Origin of the sequence: Psychrobacillus vulpis, assembly GCF_006861825.1 — a bacterium.
GTDB classification, from domain to species: Bacteria; Bacillota; Bacilli; order Bacillales_A; family Planococcaceae; genus Psychrobacillus; species Psychrobacillus vulpis.
This window is the reverse complement of the sequence record NZ_VDGI01000003.1, coordinates 278,265-298,337: the sequence shown is the minus strand read 5'-3', so window position 1 is coordinate 298,337 and position 20,073 is coordinate 278,265. Positions and strand designations below refer to the sequence as shown.

The window sequence follows — 20,073 nt, the reverse complement described above, 5'->3', positions numbered from 1 at the left end:
ACCCCCTGCTACTTAACCAAACATTTCTCCCCTTTTTCATCAAATGCATGATTAAAGTCAAACGCAAAAGGAGTAGGTCCATTCTGAATATAATAGCTGTATCTCTTGAAAGCCTCCTCCCATGAGACATCCTTCACCTTATCTGTCCACCATACAACATATGAAAGGTGTTTCTCTTGATAAGACTCCATCCATTTGCTCCTATCTCGCAAAGCTTGTCTATGCTGACCTGAATACGTAAAACTATATAAGGATTGAAGGCTTTTCCATACCGTTAGTGTAAGAATAGGTAAACCTTCCCCTTTAATTGCATCTCCAGGGAAAGGCACTCCATTGGATGAAAATGCCTCTATTAGATGTCCTGATTTAGAAGCCTGACGAAATACTTCATATCCCACTTCAAAAAACTCCCGAGAAGCAGGGTGGTCATGGGGGTGATTTAGCCTACCAACAGTATAAATCGAAACTAAAGCCATAAATAGCCCTCCAATTACATTCTTTATCTAGATATATTCAAGTAAGATGGGATCTTATAACTTCTAGTTATTACATGCGAACGAATTATCATAAGGGCGAGTTTGAAAACACTGTATTTGTTGGGGTTATAAGTGGGGTGCGACTTAAAAATTATCTATTTTATACAAGGTATTAGTCACCACCTCTCGACTGCCGAAGAAGATCAATAGTAATATTTAGCATTAGTTGAACTTTTAGTACTTACAAAAAGAAAATATTGACATATTCGTTGAATTATATGACATTATAATAGCGACTGAATATATAGAAAAATATAATTTTTCAAACTTTATATAAGAAACATGTATTTAATAAATATTCTTTAGCTGTAGTTATTAATGATAATTATTTGGAGGATTCTATATGAAAATATCTATGGTGGATACTAAAGAGCAATATGAAGAGTTAAAACCAGAATTATTAAAAATACTGGACGAAGTTATGAGCTCTTCAATTTTTATTATTGGAGAGAACGTTAAACAAATAGAGAAAAACGTTGCTAATTTAAACAAAGTTAATCATGGAATTGGATGCTCGAATGGAAGTGATGCGATACATATTGCACTTGAAGCTTCTGGTGTAGGTCCTGGAGATGAAGTAATTACAACTTCATTCACATTTTTTGCAACAGCAGGTTCAATTGTTCGAGCAGGTGCTAAGCCTGTATTTGTTGATATCGATCCAATAACTTTTAATATCGATGTAAAAAAAATTGAGAGTGCAATTACAAACAATACAAAAGCAATACTTCCTGTCCATCTATATGGTCAAATGGCAGATATGGAGTCCGTCTATAAAATTGCCAAAAAGCATAATTTAATTATTATAGAAGATGCAGCACAGGCTATTGGTGCTAAATTTGCTGGCAAGTCTCCAGGTGAATTAAGTAGTGCTGCCACATTTAGTTTTTACCCTTCTAAAAACTTAGGTGCTTATGGCGACGGCGGAATGATTATTACTAATGACGATGAAATAGCTGATAGAATGCGGGTAATTCGAGTACATGGTGCTAAACCGAAGTATTATCATCATGTACTCGGCTACAATAGCAGGTTAGATGAAATGCAAGCTGCTATACTAAACATAAAGTTTCCAAAACTAAAAGAATGGAATGAACTTCGAAGAAAGAAAGCTGATTATTATTCTTATTTATTTGATCAATACGGCTTATCGCAGGTAGCACTACCGAAAGAAATTAATAATAGCTATCATGTGTATCATCAATATACAATTAGAGTCGATAAGCGATCAGAACTACAAGAATATTTAGAAGCACATGGAATTGAAACTACGATATACTATCCATTGCCTCTTCATCTTCAACCAGTTTTCAAGTATCTTGATTATAAAGATGGTGACCTGCCAGAGACTGAAAAAGCTTCTAAGGAAGTTTTATCTCTACCAATTTATCCGGAATTAAATGAAGATACCCAAAGATTTATAGTATCTAAAATTCGTGATTTCTTTAATTAAATCAGTTCCAGAAAATAAACCACCTTCCAAATTAATGGTTGGTGGTTATATTGTTGAAAAAAGTAAAATCATTTTATTTAATTTACAATTTCAATATGTTTTTTTCGATTAAAAGACTTTTCGAATTTTATTCACCATCATTAATAATAATGGAAGAAAAAGACCATAAACTGATACATATAGAATCCAAGTATCTTTGTTGTATTCGTTAGAATGAACCACACTTGGATGTATTATTAGAGAAACCACTACTAGAATCATTCCAAGAGGTAGTATAAGAGAACGATGATCTTTTACTTTAAGTATTTGTCCTAGACCTATAACTGCTGCATAGAAATAGAATAATGTTTTAATAAATATTGTAATAAACCACATTGAAGCCATAATAATTTCAATTCTATCTATAAAATTCCCTAATGATATTCCCTGAGCTAATGCATAACTAGGGAATGAACGAACAGAAGTTTCATCAGCCCCTAATACGGATATTGACAAGGAAACTATTATGAGTAAAACAAATCCACCTAATATGGTGCCAATATAAAATGCGTTTTGTGCAACTTTTTTATCATTGATAGAAACGGGAAATAGCATTAACATTACAACCAAAGGGAGTGAAAAGGTACTACTAAATATTAATACACTGTATACTAGGGGTTTCAATTGGGTTTCTAAAATAGGTTGAAATTGTTTTGCATCTATTTGAGGAGATATTAAAATAACAAAAATAGTAAATAAAAGAACAAAAATGGGAAATAATAATTCACCAGTACGGGCAATTGTTTCTAATCCCAAATAAGACCCATAGACGATAACGAGAATAAAAAGTATATTTATCGGATATGCATGTGTTTCAGGCATGACTTCCGTCCTTAAAAAATTACTAACAATATATACTAGTTCTCCAGCAGTAATAAAGCTAAATAAAAAAAAGGTAAAAGAAAGTAGTTTTCCAAACCATTTACCTAAAACTTGTTCACTCACCTCTACTAATGACATTTCTGGCGCAAGATTTCCTACAGTGATATATAATTTTACCAGTAGTAAGTTTAATAAAATTCCTATAATACAAGTTATCCAAGCATCCTGCTTAGCCTCTGAAGCTATACTCCCAGGTATAATTAATATTGATGTCCCTATTACAAAAAAAGTAACTATTATTGTAAATGTCTAACGCTAATTACTGTTTTCGCCACGTCACTCACACTTCCTTTTTCCTCCAACTAATAAATAAACTCTTTTTCTCGTTTCATGAGGCATGACTATATACTAAGTGAAAAATCACTTCGTTATCTTCCTTATTTTTTCTTTAATCCTAGAGAAAGTATGCTATCTTCATCTTTAAAATAAACATATAGTTTTAGATAAAGTATTTTTGACATCGTAAGAACAAAAATGCATACTCTTTACTTAATTTCTTGTGGAAGTGAAATGCATATATACAAAAAACCACTTTCCAAACACTGGTTGGAAGGTGGTTTAAGGGTTATCTAAGTTCCGTTACTTTCATTTCTTTAATGTGAATAATATTTATCCCTATTTCTTCTTTAGCAACTTTTAACCGAGCGCCACTAACTTCTATAGGCTTTAGTTTCGAACATCACTATCGTTCCCTCCTTCCCACTTATTATAAGAACAAACGTTTGTTTCACAAACAAAATCAACAACCCAATTACAGGAAATGAATAATAACTTTCATATGTGTAAGGCTATTGAAACTTATTTCAATGGAATGAAGATGAGAATTTGCTATCATTTATTAAGTATTCAAATAAACAAATAAAAGAAAAATGGAGGAATATCATGAAGAAACACATATTAGCTTTTACATCTTTAATTCTAGGTTTAATTTGTTTTGTCACTTTTAATATTATTGGCGGGAAAGTTGAAGCAGATGGCACTTTGACAGAACCATTCTTTTTACTACCTATTGGTTATATATTCATTTTTAGCGGCATTATTTTACTAATATCAATCATCTTCAAAAGATCAAAAAGATCCTTAAATCTAAATTAAAAGGTAAGATAGATGCGGAAAGCTACCAAGCACATGTATCAAAGAAATTAAAAAAGAAAAACACCGAACGAGTCAACTCACGACTGAACGATGTTTTCAAATAATTTATTTATAATTATTGGGGGCATATATGATTTTCTACAATCAAATTTAAGTAAAGCCCCCATTTAAAAACCCTATAAATACAGTGTTTTCAAGCTTAATACATTTTTAGATATTGTTCGCGTTCCCATGGGTGTACAGTTGTTCTAAACATATCCCATTCAATTTCTTTCGCTTCAACAAAGTTAGCATAAATATGCTCACCTATTGCTCCACGAATTACTTCGCTCTTACCAAGCTCTTGTAGTGCTGAATGTAAAGAAGATGGCAAGTTGTGAATTCCATTTTCAATTCTTTCTTCTTCAGACATCACATAAATATTGCGATCTACAGCAGGTGGTGGTGTTAATTTGTTTTTAATACCGTCTAGACCTGCTTGTAAAATTACTGCCATTGCAAGATATGGATTTGCAGCAGGGTCTACAGAGCGAACTTCAATGCGCGTACTTAAACCTCTTGATGAAGGAATACGGATTAACGGACTTCTGTTTTGACCTGACCATGCAATGTAGCAAGGAGCTTCGTAACCAGGTACTAATCGTTTGTATGAGTTTACAGTTGGGTTTGTAATTGCTGTAAAGCTTTGAACATGTTTTAATACACCAGCCATAAATTGCATAGATGTTTCACTCATTTTCATGTCAGCAGATTCGTCATAGAATGCATTTTCATTTCCTTTAAATAGTGATACGTTAAAGTGCATTCCAGAACCATTTACTCCGAAAAGTGGTTTTGGCATAAATGTAGCATGTAATCCATGTTTGCGTGCAATCGTTTTAACTACAAGTTTAAATGTTTGAATATTGTCACATGCTGATACAGCATCTGCATATTTAAAGTCGATTTCGTGTTGACCCGGAGCAACTTCATGGTGAGATGCTTCAATTTCAAAGCCCATTTCTTCAAGCTCTAGTACGATATCACGACGACAGTTCTCACCTAAATCCACTGGCGCTAAGTCAAAATAACCACCGTGGTCATTTAATTCTAAAGTAGGTTCCCCTTGTGCATCTAGTTTGAATAGGAAAAACTCAGGCTCTGGCCCTAGGTTAAAGCTTGTGAATCCCAACTCTTCCATTTCCTTCAAGATGCGTTTTAAGTTGTTTCTTGGGTCACCTTCAAATGGTGTACCATCTGCTTTGTTTACGTCACAGATTAGACGAGCAACTTTCCCTTTACCAGTAATCCAAGGGAATACAACCCATGTATCTAAGTCAGGAACTAAGTACATATCTGATTCTTCAATACGAACGAATCCTTCAATAGAAGATCCATCGAACATCATTTTATTGTCGAGAGCTTTATCGAGCTGACTCACTGGAATTTCAACGTTTTTAATTGTACCGAGGATGTCAGTAAACTGAAGACGAATAAAATTCACCTCGTTATCCTGAACGAATTTTTTAATATCTTCTTTTGTATACTTGCCCATTGTTTCACTCTCCTAATGATTTTTATATTCAAACCTCGATTTAACGATAGAATCGAGAGAGGTCCCCTTGTCTTAGAGATGCTCGTTGTTGTCTTTGTGCAAGCTGCATCTCTTCTTTAACAATCGCTCTTAGCTGTATATCTGAAATTACTTGGCGAACTTCTTTTTTAGCAGCTGGATTGTTTTTCATTTCAAAAATTTGTTTTATACCCGCAATATTAACTCCAGTAGATAACATATCTTTTATTTCCAACAATACATCTATATCATCTAGCGAAAACATGCGTTGTTTTCCTTCAGTTCGTGCAGGGTGAACAAGCTCATGCTCCTCATAATAACGAATTTGCCTTGCTGTCAAACCTGTTAACTGCATTACAATATTCATCGATAATAAAGGCATGGAACGTCTCCATTCTTTCTCCATCACTGCACCTCCTATTGGATATACTAATAATATATGCTATGTAAGCTTCGTTGTCAATGTCATGTAAGAAAAACTTACGTAAAATTTTAAACATGAAAAAAACCACTTTCTTTAACTAAATGAAAGTGGCGTTCAAGCTTATTTACCCAATGTTTGTACTGCTCCCAAAATAGCATATTTTACATGTTCGTATGTTAAACCACCTTGAATAAAAGCGGTAAATGGAGGTCTAATTGGACCGTCTGCTGTTAGTTCCATACTCGATCCTTGTATAAATGTTCCCGCTGCCATAATAACATCATCTTCATAACCTGGCATATATGCAGGTTCCGGAGCAAATTGAGCATTTACGGGAGAATGCATTTGTATGGCTTTGCAAAATTGAATCATTTGTTCAGCAGTTTGGAAGGACACGGATTGGATGAGATCTGTTCTTTTCTCAGAATAATGTGGTTCTGTTGTCATTCCAACTTCTTCTAAAACAGCGGAAGTAAATATAGCACCTTTCACAGCTTGGGATACAATATGAGGAGCTAAGAAAAATCCTTGGTACATATCCATTAATGTATGAAGAGACGCTCCTGCCTCTGCTCCAATCCCAGGAGAAGTCATTCGGAAAGCGCATTTTTTTACAAATTCACTCTTTCCAGCAATATATCCCCCTGTTTTAGCGAGACCACCACCAGGATTCTTAATAAGCGAACCTGCCATTAAATCTACTCCAACATCGGTCGGCTCTAGTTCTTCTACAAATTCACCATAGCAATTGTCTACAAAAATAATAGCGTCTTCTTTTATCTTTCTAATTTTCTGCACCATTTCTTTAATTTGCTCTATTGTAAAAGAAGGTCGGACAGCATATCCTTTAGAACGCTGTATAGCAATAACTTTTGTATTACTTTTAACCTTCTCTTCTACTGCATTCCAATCGATCAATCCTGAATCTAATAAGTCAACGTGCTGATAAGTTACCCCGAAATCTTCCAGAGAACCTGTATCTTCCCCATTACCGCTCACAATCGACTGTAGAGTATCATATGGTTTTCCAGTTATGTATAATAGTTCATCATTTGGACGAAGTACTCCAAACAAACTAATTGAAATAGCATGAGTCCCAGAAATAATTTGAGGACGAACAAGTGCGGATTCTGCACCAAACGTAGTGGCATAAACCTTTTCTAATGTATCTCTTCCTTCATCATCATATCCATATCCTGTAGACGGATGAAAATGATGATCACTAACATGATGATTCTTAAAAGCATTCATGACTTTTTGTTGATTGAAAAACGCTATTTTCTCAACTTCTTTATGAAAACTTGCGATTTTCAATTCTGCTTCTTCTGCTAATTCTAATACCGTTTCAGATAAAGTTGTTGTAAATTGCATTTCATTCTCTCCCAATTATGCAGATTCATCCCAAAACAGAAAAGGCTAATCTCAATAATTGAAATTAGCCTTTCCTAGACGTCTAGTCACTCGCGCATGTTTTCATCTCTCTTAGCTGAAACATGCACTTACACTTTTGACTTTAAAATTCTAATTCGCCTTCCCAATCTAGCATACCACCTACTACATTGGTAACTGTAAAACCGTTTTCTTCTAAAATTTCACAAGCCATTGCACTGCGTCCGCCAGCTTTACAAATGATATATTGTGGAACAGACTTATCTATTTGGTTCATACTTGTTTCTACTTGACCAAGCGGAATATGTTTAGCACCTGGTATAATACCTGTTGCAACTTCTTCGCTTTCACGTACATCGATTAAACTCAGTTCTTCTCCAGCATCTATCTTTTGTAAAAGTTCTTCTGTTGTAATAATATTCATTTTTATCTCCACTTCCCCTGTATACTCATACAAATAATAATAGGAGTAAATTCATCTGTCAATAAATCAAAACTATTCGATATTGATATTTACGGATTTTGAGGGTGCAAAGGTAGAAATCGCATGTTTATAAATTAACTGTTGCTTACCATCAGATTCTAATAATACAGTGAAATTATCATACGACTTAATACAACCTTTTAATTGAAATCCATTTAATAAAAATACAGTTACAAAAATATCACTTTTTCTCAGCTGATTTAAATAATTGTCTTGAATATTCATAGGTTTCATTTCAATTACCCCCAATATACATTTTGCCTCTAAAAGACTCTCCACCACTTAATATTCGCTGTAATTAATAATTCTCCTGCAAAAATGCTTGAATTTCTTTTATTATTCTTTCCATATCTGTAAATGGATTATACCAATGAATATCCATTTTGTTTCGAAAATACGTAAGTTGTCGTTTCGCATACCTTCTGGAATTTTGCTTTAATTTGTCTATTGCTTCCTCTAAAGTGATATGACCATCCAAATACTCGTAAATTTCTTTATAGCCAATCGCTTGAATTGATTGAACTTGTCGGATACCTTGTTTATGGAGTCCACTCACTTCATCTAGTAGCCCTTTTTCGATCATTATATCCACTCGCTTATTAATTCTTTCATATAGAAGTGCGCGATCGATGGAAAGCCCAATAATATAGTGTGGGTAAATTTTTTCATGTCCTTGATCTTGTTCTATTTCGTCTTTTCTTTTCCCACTTAATTCCACTCGCTCAATAGCTCTTATGACCCTTTGCACATTGTTTGGATGAATTTCTTCTGCAGCAATCGGATCTAATATCGTTAATCGATCATACAAATCTTCTGGTGATAGCTGCTCCAGCTCATTCAATAAAGCATTATCTGTTTTTTTCTCTTGTGTGAATCTAAAATCGTATAAAACTGATTGTATATATAAACCCGTGCCTCCTACTATGATAGGGACTCGGTTACGTGAAGCAATCTCATCTATTTTCTCTCGGACAAGCTTTTGATATTCGGCTACCGAAAAATTATCAGTTGGGTCTTTAATGTCTAATAAATGATGCGGAACACCTTCCATCTCATTTGGCTCAATTTTAGCCGTTCCAATAGATAAACCTCGATAAACTTGCATGGAATCTCCATTTATGATTTCTCCATTAAAAGACTTTGCAAGTTCAATACTAAGTGCTGTTTTTCCGACAGCTGTCGGTCCTACTATCGCTATAACAGATGGCTTCTCATTCATTATTCTTCATCCAATTTGCAATAACTTCAAAAGTGTCCACTTTATTTTTCTCTAATAATATTTCATGTCGTGCATTTTCCACTAATTGTACAGTTACATTTTTCATTCCGGCATTTGTCAAACCTTTCGCTACTTTAAATAAATCTTTCCCATTTTTCCCTACTGGATCTTCCGTTCCACCTATTATAAAAACAGGCAAATCTTTTCTAATTCGAGCAATCTCATCGGTTTTATGAATCGTTTTTAAACCATAAAACAAATCGATATAAAATTGATTGGAAGGTACAAATCCACACATTGGATCGTCCATATATTTTTTCACTTCTGTAGCATCTGTATTTAACCAATCAAAAGAAGATTGAGTATCTTTAATTTGTTTATTAAAGCCACCAAAAGATAACTGATTCAGAATTTTACTTTCCGTTTCAGGAGATTGAAATTTAGAAGCTATTTTTCCGATAATGGACCCAAAATCACCAAGTACTCCTGGATTAAAAGAAGTGCCACAAATAACTACTTGAGAAAGAGATTCACTATACTTTTGCATATACCTACGAGCAATAAAAGAACCCATACTATGACCGAACAAAATAAGTGGAACATCTGCTAAATTTTCACGAATTCTCCCTAATACTTCTCGTACATCTTCAGTTACACGTTCAAATCCATTAGATTTTGCAAAAAATCCTAGCTGGCCATTTTTTCCAGCCGTTTGCCCGTGACCTCTATGATCATGACCACTTACTACATATCCCTTGTCTACTAGAAATAGAGCGAACTCCTCATATCTTGCCATATGCTCTGCCATTCCGTGTAATATATGAACATGACCGATAGGAGCTTGTTCAGGAGTATATTTCACTACGTGGATTAGATGGTTATCAGATAGTTCCACTTCTAAAATAGATTTCAAATGGTCTCCCTGCTTTCTTTCAAAGTAGCTTGCATTAGAAGATTATCTAACTGTTTTTGAAATTTCAGCATTTCTTGCTCAGAGTAATTAAGTAAATTTTTCATTACTTGTAATACTTCATCCTTGTATGCCTTGTATTGGTCTACATGAAAATAAAGCATTCCAATTCTACGTACTAGAAAGTCAACTGGAGAATACGCCATTTCATCATGAATAGCATAATATAATTGCGCTAATACATGTAATGGCAAGGTAGAAGTTGTAGATGTTTTTAATAAATGAGCATATTGAAATATTTTATCTACATTCGAACCATAAAATTTTGCAAGATATCTACCCTCTTCTATAGATAGCCCATAGGACAATGCAAGCTGCTCTTTACTAGTGATAAATGCAGCAAAATTTTCAGAGCCCCCTATATTTCCTCCTGATAGCACTAGATGCTTTGTCACACATGGTCCGTAATGATGATCTCCTAACTGTTTCGATATGATGTCTACAATGGACTCCGCCATTTTTCGATATCCTGTCAGTTTACCTCCTGCAATAGTAAACAAACCTGAGTTGGACTGCCAAACTTCATCTTTTCGTGATATTTCAGAAGGATCTTTTCCTTCTTCAAAAATTAGTGGACGAACACCAGCCCAAGTCGATTCCACGTTTAGTTCTGAAATTTGAACTGTCGGAAACATGTAATGTATTGCTTGGAGTAAGTATTGAACATCTTCCTTCGAAGCTACAGGATTTTGTATATCTCCTTCAAAAAATGTATCTGTTGTTCCAATATATGTTTTTCCTTCTCGTGGAATTGCAAAGATCATACGTTTATCTGGCGTGTCAAAATAAATAGCTTGTTGAAGAGGAAAATGTTTTTGATCGATAACTATGTGAACACCTTTTGTCAATTTCAATTTTTTATTATTATCTATTGCATCAAGAGCTCTAACTGTATCAACCCAAGGACCTGTTGCATTTACAATTTTTTTGGCATGAATGGTTACTTTTCTATTTTTTACTTGATCTATTACTTCTGCTCCAATAACATCATTTTCGTCGTTATATACAAATGATTTTACTTTTGCATAGTTTAAACATACTGCACCTTTTTCATTTGCTTTTTTGATGACTTCCAAAGTCAATCTTGCATCATCTGTTCGATACTCAACATAATAACCACCACCAAGAAGACCTTTACTTCTTAATAACGGTTCTTTTTGAATTGTTTCATCTGGCGATAGCATTTGACGTTTTTCTTCTTTTTTAACGCGGGCTAAAAAATCATACATTTTTAAACCAACAGATGTAGTCATTGGACCAAATGTCCCTTTTTTATGAAACGGAAGTAACATCCATTCAGGTTCTGTTACATGTACAGCATTTTCATACACAATTTCTCTTTCTTTCCCAACTTCTGCTACCATCTTCACTTCAAATTGTTTTAAATAACGTAAACCACCGTGTACGAGTTTTGTTGATCTACTTGAAGTTCCAGCAGCGAAGTCTTGCATTTCTACAAGGGCTACCGACATACCTCTTGTCGCTGCATCAAGTGCAATACCAGCCCCCGTAATACCACCACCAATTACTAGTACATCAAATTCATAAAAATTTAATGTATTTAATATTTGTTCACGTTCTACAGAAGATTTCATTTATTCCACCTCTTCATCCACTAGTTTAAACACTCTTGTTGCTTCTACTGCTTTTTTCCAACCACGATATAACTGACTTCTTTTACCTTCATCCATTAGTGGTTTGTATAACTTTTGACTTTCCCACATTGAAGAAAGCTCTTGTTCATCTTTCCAAAAATCAGTTGCTAATCCAGCTAAATAGGCAGCACCGAGTGCCGTTGTCTCATTAAGTTTAGCTAGTTCTACGGGCAAATCTAACAAATCACTTTGAAACTGCATAAGGAATTCGTTACTTACCGCTCCTCCATCTACACGAAGCGCCTCCACTTCTACTCCTGAATCTACTTCCATCGTATTCAGCACATCTTTCGTTTGATATGCAAGAGATTCAAGTGTAGCACGTATGAAATGCTCTTTTGTTGTCCCTCGTGATAATCCAAAAATAGCGCCTCGTGCATCAGAATCCCAGTAAGGAGTTCCAAGACCAACAAACGCCGGAACAATGTATACCCCTTCCGTTGAGTCTACTCTTTTAGCATAGTTTTCAGACTCAGAAGCTTTTTTCACCATTCGTAGACCGTCTCTAAGCCATTGAATTGCAGATCCTGCAACAAAAACACTGCCTTCTAAAGCATAGGTTACCTTACCATTCAATCCCCAAGCAATGGTTGTTAATAGCCCAGAAGGTGAAGTAATTGCCTCTTCACCCGTATTGAGTAACATAAAACATCCTGTTCCATATGTGTTTTTGGCCATGCCTTTTTCAAAGCAGCATTGACCAAATAGTGCAGCTTGCTGATCTCCCGCAGCACCAGCAATATCAATCTCATTTCCAAAAAATACGGAAGGATCTGTTTTAGCATATACTTCAGATGAGGATGATACTTTCGGTAGCATATTCATAGGAATTTGAAGCTTCTCACAAATGTCTTTATCCCACTTTTGTTCATATATGTTATATAACATTGTTCGAGAAGCATTTGAATAATCCGTAACATGAGCACTACCATTAGATAGTTTCCAAATAAGCCAAGTATCGATTGTCCCGAAGAGTAATTCATCCGCTTCTGCTTGTTCTCTTGCACCTTCGACATTTTCTAAAATCCACTTTACTTTCGTAGCAGAAAAGTAAGGGTCAAGCATGAGTCCAGTCTTATCTTTAAAAAATGAATCTAACTTTTCTTTTTTCAATTCATCAATAAGATCTTGGGTTTGTCTCGATTGCCATACAATTGCATGGTAAACTGGCTTACCCGTTTTTTTATTCCAAACTACAGTTGTTTCACGCTGATTAGTGATTCCAATTGCATGAACATCTTCTGGTTGATTTCCACTTTCCGTTAATACTCCAGCTATAACAGACAAAACGGATCCCCAAATTTCCATGGCATCATGCTCTACCCAGCCTGGCTTAGGAAAGTATTGAGTAAATTCTTTTTGGGAAGAATGAACAATATTACCTTGTTTATCAAATAAAATAGCTCTCGAACTTGTAGTACCTTGATCGATTGATAACACATATTTCCCCATAAAAGCCCTCCTACATTACTCTTTTGAACATCTTTTCTACTTCATACGTTGAAAAATGAACAATTACAGGTCGACCGTGTGGACATGTTAATGGATGTTGTGCATTTTTTAAACTGTCCAATAGCTGCTCCATGTCTCTTGTTGTTAAATAGTGATTGGCTTTGATTGACAGCTTACAACTCATCATAATTGCTGCTTCTTCTCGCAGTTTTTTTATATCAGTTGTTCGGTTAGTTAATATTTGTTCGATTAGACTCTCAATAATCTTCGTTTCATGCCCTTTTGGAAACCAAGTTGGATGCTCTCTAACAACAAAACTGGATGTACCGAACTCCTCTAAAAATATGCCTACATTTTGAAGTTCTTCAAGTGATTCTTTTATCCGATAAGCTTCATCTAATGAATAATGAAAAGTAAGAGGGAGTAATAGAGCTTGACGTTCACTAGAGCTAACTTTCCCAACTTTTTCTTTATAAAATTCATATTTGATACGCTCTTGTGCCGCATGCTGATCGATTAAATAAAATCCATCATCACTTTGGGCAACTATATATGTTCCATGGATTTGTCCAACTACATGTAAATCTGGAAAAGGCTTTTTGACTTCAACATGTTCTTCTACAATTATTTCTTCTACAACTATTTCTTTTTGAAGAGATTCTACCTCTTCATAGACGACAGTAGGTTGCTCCCTTTCCTCTATAGCTGGAGCATTAAAAGGCTTTGGCTCTTCTGTATATGATTGTTTAAAGATATCAAATTGTACGCTTGGTTGTTGTTTCACAATTGGTTTTTCTGTTATTTTAGGCGGTTGTTGAACCTGATGAATTACAGAACGAATTGTTTGTCTAACAAGTTCCATTAATTCCTTTTCTTTACTCAATCTAATTTGATGCTTAGCCGGATGTACATTGACATCCGTTAGCATTGGATCTGTCTCAATATTTAATACAACTATTGGGAACCTTCCTATTGGTAATAGTGTATGGTAAGCATCTACTATTGCGTTGTTTAAGCCATAATGCTTTACCCAACGACCATTCACTAATATCGTTATATAGTTTTTAGATGCTCGCGTAATTTCGGGCAATGTTGCATATCCAGAGATTCGAAAATCAGAAGACTCATTTTCAAAAGCAACCATTTTCTTTACGTTGGATATTCCATAAATAGATGCTAATACCTGTCTCAAATCTCCTCTACCACTTGTCTGGATAATTGTTTGACCGTTATTTGAAAGCTTAAAAGCTATATTCGGATAACTAAGAGCTAATCTGTTTATCAAATCGATGGAATGTCCTAGCTCTGTTTGTATTGTTTTTAAATACTTTAATCTAGCTGGTGTATTAAAAAATAACTGTTTTACGACAATATCTGTTCCTCTACGTATCGGTGCCGGTGTACAAGAAAGTATAGTCCCGCCTTCCAGTTCCACTTTCGTTCCAATATTTTCACCATCAGATGTCCATAAACTAATTTTAGAAACAGAAGCGATACTTGCTAGTGCTTCTCCACGAAATCCTAAAGATCGTATTCTAAAAAGGTCATGTTCTGTCGTGATTTTCGATGTGGCATGTCTAGAGAAAGATTGAACGGCATCTTCTTCGTCCATACCTTTTCCATTATCTGTTACTTGTATTTTCGCCAGTCCGGCTTCTTCTAAAACTATTTCAATGGATGTACTACTAGCATCAATAGCGTTTTCCACTAATTCTTTAACAACAGAAGCGGGACGTTCTACTACTTCCCCCGCAGCAATTTTGTTGGAAAGTAGTTCTTCCATTACGATTATTTGTCCCATACTTTTTTCACCTTCTCTTTGAAATGTTGCCGTTTATTCTATTTCATTTTGAAGTTCAAATAATAACTGAAGTGCTTCCAGTGGTGTTGTTCCAGAAATATTAATTTTTTTGAGTTTTTTCATTACCTTATCCGCTGAACTACTTTCCACTACTTTTGTTTCAACTACTTTTGTTTCAACTGGTTGGTTTATTTGTTCATCAAAAAATGAAAGTTGTTTCTCTTCATTAACAAGCTCTGTTGATCCTGTTTTCTCTTGAAGTTCAAATGTTTCTAAAATTTCACGAGCTCTTGTAATAATTTCTTCTGGTAGTTCAGCAAGCTCTGCTACATGGATTCCATAGCTTTTATCTGCAGGGCCATCTTTTAGTTTATGAAGAAACACTACTTTACCATCTTTTTCAGTTGCAGAAACATGAACATTACGTAGTTTTGGTAAAGTTTGTTCCAAGTCCGTTAGCTCATGATAATGAGTAGAAAAAAGTGTATTAGCTCCAATATGATCATGAATATACTCCATCATCGCTTGAGCTAAGCTCATTCCGTCGTACGTGGATGTTCCACGACCAATTTCATCAAAAAGAAGTAAACTATTACTCGTAGCATTCATAATGGCATGCTGAGATTCCATCATTTCAATCATAAATGTACTTTGACCCCCAGCTAAATCATCTGCTGCTCCGATACGAGTGAATATTTTATCAACAATTGGTAAAATTGCAGTTTCAGCAGGAACGTAACAGCCAATTTGCGCCATAATTACTGTTATAGCCACTTGTCTCATAAATGTACTTTTACCTGACATATTAGGACCAGTTATTAATAGCATGTTTTCATCTACTGATAACACGCAATCATTTGGCACATACAATTGATTGTTCATCATTTTTTCTACAACAGGATGTCTTCCTTCTTTAATTTCCATCGCATTTGATTCATGGAAAATTGGTTTCGTTAAACGATGTTTATCAGAGACTTGTGCAAATGCTATATAAACGTCCAATTCACTTATTTGTTTAGCCAATTGCTGTACACGAGGAATATATGCTTTTATTTCTTCTCTTAACTGAGTAAATAGTTCGTATTCTAGCAATAAGCTTTCATCTTCGGCTGAAAGAATTAATGATTCTTTTTCTTTTAACTCGTCCGTAATATAGCGCTCTGCGTTTGCTAATGTTTGCTTTCGCATATATCTTTCCTCGTCCGCTAAATGGATATAGGATTTGGTTAACTCAATATAGTAACCGAAGACTCGGTTATACCCTATTTTTAAATTTTTTGCTCCTGTCATTTCCCGCTCTTTTTGTTCTAGTTCAGCAATCCACCTTTTACCGTTTACAGAGGCATCACGTAGCTTGTCTAGATGCTCATTATAGCCATCTCTTATTACCCCACCGTCTTTCACAGAAATTGGAGGATTTTCACTAATAGCTACTTCTAACTTTCTCCAAATATCCTGACAATCCTCTATTGCTTGTCCTAATTTTATTAGAGCTGAATTACTTGAATTTACTAACAAGTGTTTTATAGAAGGGATTTTTGATAGAGATTGTCTAAGTTGAGCAAGATCTCTTCCACCTGCACTACCAAAACCAATTCTTCCTACTAAACGTTCAAGGTCATATACTTCTTTAAATAATTCTTTTATTTCTTCTCTTAGCATAAAATCTTCTAAAAAGCTTGTCACAACTTCTAAACGAGTCTCAATAGATTGTTTATGTGCAAGTGGCTGATGTATCCATTGCTTCAGCTTTCGACCTCCCATTGCAGTTACAGTTTCGTCTAGTAACCATAATAAAGTGCCTTTTTGGTCACCACTTCGAATAGAAGATATTAGCTCTAAATTCCGTTTCGAATGATAATCAATTGTTAAAAAGGAATCTCTTTTTTGAAAGGTAAAAGGCTGAATGTGTAAAAGGGATCGTTTTTGAGTTTTTTGAATGTACTGAAGTAATCTTTTGACTGTTTGATGCGTTTCTTCTGGGTGATTTACGATGTACTTAACTACCTCATCATTACTTAACTCCTCTTTTTCAATGGATAAAGTAAAATCATGTGTAGTCGACAAATCATTAATCAATACATATAGTTGTTCACTTACAATTAATTCTTTTGCTTGCAAAGCCAATAATTCCTGAATGACTTCTTTTTCATTCCCTTTAATAATTGTAGTAAAACCATCTCCAGTTGAGACATCTAAATACGAGAAAGCAACTTCGTTTGTTTGTAGTAAATCTGCAGATGCGATAAAATAATTTGTTTTATTTTGCATCCCTTTCCCTTCTATTATCGTTCCAGGAGTTACGAGTCGAATCACTTCTCTTTTCACGACCCCTTTTGCATGCTTAGGGTCTTCCACTTGCTCGCAAATAGCGACTTTATAACCTTTACTTATTAGTGATTCAACATAATTTTGCGCTGCATGATGAGGTACACCACACATCGGAATATTATCCTTTCGACTTGTTAAAGTAATTTCTAAAATTGCAGCTGCCTTAATAGCATCGTCGAAAAATAATTCATAAAAATCTCCTAGTCGAAAAAATAAAAAAGCATCTATGTAGTCTTCTTTGATTTTTAAATATTGCTGCATCATGGGAGTATGTGTTGTCATTATAAATCCTTCTCTCTTCTATACTTCTATATTTATTATAACAAAATATAAAGAAAAACGGCAGACGCCTCCCTGCTTCAACGTTCTTCTACATAGTATAATTACAGCTAACTGAGTCAATTTCATAATTACCTATTTCAATTGAAAAAGCGAACGTTTGATTTACGCTACAGGCGGACGCTTTCCGCGGGCTTGGCTTCAGCCGCTTCCCTTGCTCCTGCGCAAGCTCGTCGCAAAAATTAATTTCGCTACGCTCAGTCCAGGGTCTTCCGCTCAAGCTATTCCCGCTGGAGTCACCTCCTTCCGCTTCAATCAACAAAAATAGAACTTCATATTTTCGAACAATAATAAAGTATTCATATAAGATTGACTGTTAAATAGCCATCTAAAAAAAAAAAGCCGGAACTTCTGGCCGGCTTGTTAAATCGATGAAGATGGATTATGTTCACTATGTGTGCTAGACGGTCTTGAAGAGATGGAAGAGCTTTCTTCGTTGAATGCCCATTCTTCTTCGAAATCTTGCTCAAGTACTTGAATACATACAGTTGTTTCCCCAACTACTTCTGCAAGCAGCTCACGTTCCACTGTAACTTGGAATTTTGTACCGTTTTCAATTATAATCGCTTCTGTACAATTCGGTTGTTGAAGTACTCGCACATGTACTTCTTCCCCTGTAGATTCTTTATCTCGATAATGTAATTTTATTTTGTCTTTATAATTGATTGTTTCTGTAAAAACAGACGTTTTGGAATGGTCATGATGTGCATACCAAACATTTATATCGAATTTACCAGTTACTTCTACATATCTCCCGTGCTTTTTCGATTGACACGAATGGTTGATTACCCAGCACCCTAAAATACTAGATGGCGTATTTGGCGGACAAAGAACTTCACAAGATTCCGTTCTCTTTTTTCCTTTAGCAACAACAGCTTTCGTCACGATTTGTCGCATGATTTTCATTTTCTTCCTCCTTGTATTCAAGTCATAACATCATATGCACAATGTGCCCAATAGGTTCATCTGTTTAGATAATTCATTGACCTTTCGAAAGTTTGCTAATACACTTATTACATCAATAGAATTGCGAGGTCATAGAATGCCATTTTTTGAAGTAATAAAAGTTGAAACCCAACAGCAGGCAGCGTCCGTTGTTGTGGATAAACTAGCAAAAGATTTGCATGAAGGAACACTAAACGTGATAGGTTTAGCAACTGGAAGTACGATGATTCCAGTATATAAAAAAATAGTGGAGTCACCATTAGATTTTTCACTAGTAACTGCTTTTAACTTAGATGAATACGTTGGATTAACACCTACAAATAAAAATAGTTATGCTTATTTTATGCATGAGCATTTATTTTCAAAGAAGAAGTTTAAGGAAACGAATATTCAAAATGGAGTAGCGGAAGATCTAGAAGTGGAATGTGCGAGATATGAAAACAAATTAAATGAACATCCATTAGATATTCAATTTTTAGGAGTTGGAGAAAATGGACATATTGCATTTAACGAGCCAGGAACTCCCTTTGATTCTGTCACACATGTAGCGAATTTGACTGATTCTACTCTAGGTGTAAATAGTCAATTTTTTGATGATGACGAGAAAATTCCAAATACTGCATTTACGATGGGAATCGCTTCAATTATGAACGCAAAAAAAATAATTTTATTGGCTTTTGGAGAAAAGAAACGATTAGCTATTGAAGCTTTACTTGGGGACAAAATTACCGAACAATTGCCTATAACTGTTTTGAAAAAACATCCTCATGTGACGGTTATTACTGATATTTTAATTGACTAAAAATTTTATAAACAGATAAGAACCATTGAAAACTCCACTAAGGATTTTCAATGGTTCTTTAATATGAAAATAAACGTTTTATTAATTATTTTTGTGTTATGAAAACGAAGTATTAATGAAACTTGCTTCGCAGTACATAGACAACATCATATCCTTCTATCTCGTCTAAATGACTATCCAAGTCAGTATAAAATTCTTTAGAGAGTGAACTCATACCATTACCATTTGAATAGCAGATACTAGCTAATATCATATCATCTGAAATAGGATTATTTTCTAAAGGGTTACTTCCCCAAGTACTTTGCACCATTGACGGCATTTTAAGTTGTGTATTGCCTCTACTAAACGTACCGTTGCTAGAAATACTTAAGTTAAAAGAAAACTCTTTTGGATTTTTCATAATTTCAGAGGTTGTAAAAATAATCGTCCCCTTTTTTTCAATATTCATGGACAAATAATTAATCTCTTCTTCTACTAATTGGCCAAATTCATATTTATCAACCCACAGAGACAAATTTTTATACCCATTACTTACTTGAAAGTCAAAAACAAAATACTTGTCGGTAGTAGTATTTAGAAGAAATTCCTCTCTATCCGTTAGTTCAACTTCAAATACACCATTATCTGCTAATGTATTATTCGTACAACCCCATAAAGCAATTGCTAACAATACTACTGGAAAGGTTAACAGTATTCTTCTCATCC

The 20,073-nt window shown here is 34.7% G+C and carries 18 protein-coding genes; 3 read left to right on the top strand and 15 right to left on the bottom strand.

Annotated elements, in window-relative coordinates; translation table 11 throughout:
- Positions 1–8: 8 nt before the first annotated feature.
- Positions 9–476: a DUF3291 domain-containing protein gene (locus FG384_RS05395; protein WP_142641561.1), complete on the bottom strand. Its 468-nt coding sequence runs from the start codon at positions 474–476 to the stop codon at positions 9–11.
- A 403-nt stretch (positions 477–879) separates the two neighbouring features.
- Here FG384_RS05395 and FG384_RS05390 point away from each other — a divergent pair, with 403 nt between their 5' ends.
- On the top strand, positions 880–1,989 hold the full coding sequence (locus FG384_RS05390; RefSeq protein ID WP_142641560.1) for a DegT/DnrJ/EryC1/StrS family aminotransferase: 1,110 nt from the start codon (positions 880–882) through the stop codon (positions 1,987–1,989).
- A 108-nt stretch (positions 1,990–2,097) separates the two neighbouring features.
- Here the strand turns inward: FG384_RS05390 and FG384_RS05385 are convergent, their stop codons facing one another.
- Positions 2,098–3,147 (bottom strand): GerAB/ArcD/ProY family transporter, encoded by a 1,050-nt coding sequence (locus tag FG384_RS05385; RefSeq protein WP_420849945.1) that lies wholly within the window; start codon positions 3,145–3,147, stop codon positions 2,098–2,100.
- Positions 3,148–3,792: 645 nt separating this feature from the next.
- On the opposite strand from FG384_RS05385, the gene FG384_RS05380 reads away from it, so the two are divergent.
- Positions 3,793–4,005 carry a DUF3955 domain-containing protein gene (locus FG384_RS05380; protein ID WP_142641558.1) on the top strand — a complete coding sequence of 71 codons (213 nt, stop codon included), beginning with the start codon at positions 3,793–3,795 and terminating at the stop codon, positions 4,003–4,005.
- A gap of 199 nt (positions 4,006–4,204) precedes the next feature.
- Here FG384_RS05380 and glnA read toward each other — a convergent pair whose 3' ends face one another.
- From glnA to cotE, 12 genes are all read right to left on the bottom strand, one after another.
- Complete coding sequence (gene glnA / locus FG384_RS05375; RefSeq protein WP_142641557.1) at positions 4,205–5,539, bottom strand: type I glutamate--ammonia ligase; 1,335 nt, start codon at positions 5,537–5,539, stop codon at positions 4,205–4,207.
- Positions 5,540–5,579: 40 nt separating this feature from the next.
- Complete coding sequence (locus FG384_RS05370) at positions 5,580–5,963, bottom strand: MerR family transcriptional regulator (protein ID WP_142641556.1); 384 nt, start codon at positions 5,961–5,963, stop codon at positions 5,580–5,582.
- A 138-nt stretch (positions 5,964–6,101) separates the two neighbouring features.
- Complete coding sequence (locus tag FG384_RS05365; RefSeq protein ID WP_142641555.1) at positions 6,102–7,352, bottom strand: methionine gamma-lyase family protein; 1,251 nt, start codon at positions 7,350–7,352, stop codon at positions 6,102–6,104.
- Positions 7,353–7,494: 142 nt separating this feature from the next.
- Positions 7,495–7,794, bottom strand: coding sequence for a rhodanese-like domain-containing protein (locus FG384_RS05360; RefSeq protein WP_142641554.1), 300 nt, complete (start codon positions 7,792–7,794; stop codon positions 7,495–7,497).
- Positions 7,795–7,866: 72 nt separating this feature from the next.
- A complete protein-coding gene (gene hfq / locus FG384_RS05355; RefSeq protein ID WP_142641553.1) occupies positions 7,867–8,088 on the bottom strand; it encodes an RNA chaperone Hfq in 222 nt (73 codons plus the stop codon).
- 64 nt (positions 8,089–8,152) lie between these two features.
- Complete coding sequence (gene miaA / locus FG384_RS05350; RefSeq protein WP_142641552.1) at positions 8,153–9,073, bottom strand: tRNA (adenosine(37)-N6)-dimethylallyltransferase MiaA; 921 nt, start codon at positions 9,071–9,073, stop codon at positions 8,153–8,155.
- Entirely contained in the window at positions 9,066–9,986 is a 921-nt protein-coding gene (locus tag FG384_RS05345; RefSeq protein ID WP_142641551.1) for an alpha/beta fold hydrolase, read from the bottom strand. The genes miaA and FG384_RS05345 overlap by 8 nt, the downstream gene beginning before the upstream one ends.
- Positions 9,983–11,638 carry a glycerol-3-phosphate dehydrogenase/oxidase gene (locus FG384_RS05340; protein WP_142641550.1) on the bottom strand — a complete coding sequence of 552 codons (1,656 nt, stop codon included), beginning with the start codon at positions 11,636–11,638 and terminating at the stop codon, positions 9,983–9,985. Before FG384_RS05340 ends, FG384_RS05345 begins: the two co-directional genes overlap by 4 nt.
- Positions 11,639–13,150 (bottom strand): glycerol kinase GlpK, encoded by a 1,512-nt coding sequence (gene glpK, locus FG384_RS05335; RefSeq protein WP_142641549.1) that lies wholly within the window; start codon positions 13,148–13,150, stop codon positions 11,639–11,641.
- Positions 13,151–13,160: 10 nt separating this feature from the next.
- Positions 13,161–14,951 carry a DNA mismatch repair endonuclease MutL gene (gene mutL / locus FG384_RS05330; RefSeq protein ID WP_142641548.1) on the bottom strand — a complete coding sequence of 597 codons (1,791 nt, stop codon included), beginning with the start codon at positions 14,949–14,951 and terminating at the stop codon, positions 13,161–13,163.
- A 33-nt stretch (positions 14,952–14,984) separates the two neighbouring features.
- A complete protein-coding gene (gene mutS, locus FG384_RS05325; RefSeq protein WP_142641547.1) occupies positions 14,985–17,564 on the bottom strand; it encodes a DNA mismatch repair protein MutS in 2,580 nt (859 codons plus the stop codon).
- A 420-nt stretch (positions 17,565–17,984) separates the two neighbouring features.
- Positions 17,985–18,527 (bottom strand): outer spore coat protein CotE, encoded by a 543-nt coding sequence (cotE, locus tag FG384_RS05320; RefSeq protein ID WP_142641546.1) that lies wholly within the window; start codon positions 18,525–18,527, stop codon positions 17,985–17,987.
- Positions 18,528–18,663: 136 nt separating this feature from the next.
- On the opposite strand from cotE, the gene FG384_RS05315 reads away from it, so the two are divergent.
- On the top strand, positions 18,664–19,368 hold the full coding sequence (locus tag FG384_RS05315) for a glucosamine-6-phosphate deaminase (RefSeq protein ID WP_142641545.1): 705 nt from the start codon (positions 18,664–18,666) through the stop codon (positions 19,366–19,368).
- Positions 19,369–19,480: 112 nt separating this feature from the next.
- On the opposite strand, the gene FG384_RS05310 is transcribed toward FG384_RS05315, so the two are convergent.
- A complete protein-coding gene (locus tag FG384_RS05310) occupies positions 19,481–20,071 on the bottom strand; it encodes a hypothetical protein (RefSeq protein WP_142641544.1) in 591 nt (196 codons plus the stop codon).
- Positions 20,072–20,073 lie beyond the last annotated feature (2 nt).

Excerpts from the sequence above, each read along its gene's own strand:
- glpK (WP_142641549.1), bottom strand. The coding sequence starts at position 13,150 with ATGGGGAAATATGTGTTATCAATCGATCAAGGTACTACAAGTTCGAGA.
- FG384_RS05390 (WP_142641560.1), top strand. The coding sequence starts at position 880 with ATGAAAATATCTATGGTGGATACTAAAGAGCAATATGAAGAGTTAAAA.
- mutS (WP_142641547.1), bottom strand. The coding sequence starts at position 17,564 with ATGACAACACATACTCCCATGATGCAGCAATATTTAAAAATCAAAGAA.
- mutL (WP_142641548.1), bottom strand. The coding sequence starts at position 14,951 with ATGGGACAAATAATCGTAATGGAAGAACTACTTTCCAACAAAATTGCT.
- FG384_RS05365 (WP_142641555.1), bottom strand. The coding sequence starts at position 7,352 with ATGCAATTTACAACAACTTTATCTGAAACGGTATTAGAATTAGCAGAA.
- hfq (WP_142641553.1), bottom strand. The coding sequence starts at position 8,088 with ATGAAACCTATGAATATTCAAGACAATTATTTAAATCAGCTGAGAAAA.
- FG384_RS05370 (WP_142641556.1), bottom strand. The coding sequence starts at position 5,963 with ATGGAGAAAGAATGGAGACGTTCCATGCCTTTATTATCGATGAATATT.
- FG384_RS05395 (WP_142641561.1), bottom strand. The coding sequence starts at position 476 with ATGGCTTTAGTTTCGATTTATACTGTTGGTAGGCTAAATCACCCCCAT.
- FG384_RS05310 (WP_142641544.1), bottom strand. The coding sequence starts at position 20,071 with ATGAGAAGAATACTGTTAACCTTTCCAGTAGTATTGTTAGCAATTGCT.
- FG384_RS05340 (WP_142641550.1), bottom strand. The coding sequence starts at position 11,638 with ATGAAATCTTCTGTAGAACGTGAACAAATATTAAATACATTAAATTTT.
- glnA (WP_142641557.1), bottom strand. The coding sequence starts at position 5,539 with ATGGGCAAGTATACAAAAGAAGATATTAAAAAATTCGTTCAGGATAAC.
- FG384_RS05360 (WP_142641554.1), bottom strand. The coding sequence starts at position 7,794 with ATGAATATTATTACAACAGAAGAACTTTTACAAAAGATAGATGCTGGA.
- miaA (WP_142641552.1), bottom strand. The coding sequence starts at position 9,073 with ATGAATGAGAAGCCATCTGTTATAGCGATAGTAGGACCGACAGCTGTC.
- FG384_RS05380 (WP_142641558.1), top strand. The coding sequence starts at position 3,793 with ATGAAGAAACACATATTAGCTTTTACATCTTTAATTCTAGGTTTAATT.
- FG384_RS05315 (WP_142641545.1), top strand. The coding sequence starts at position 18,664 with ATGCCATTTTTTGAAGTAATAAAAGTTGAAACCCAACAGCAGGCAGCG.
- cotE (WP_142641546.1), bottom strand. The coding sequence starts at position 18,527 with ATGAAAATCATGCGACAAATCGTGACGAAAGCTGTTGTTGCTAAAGGA.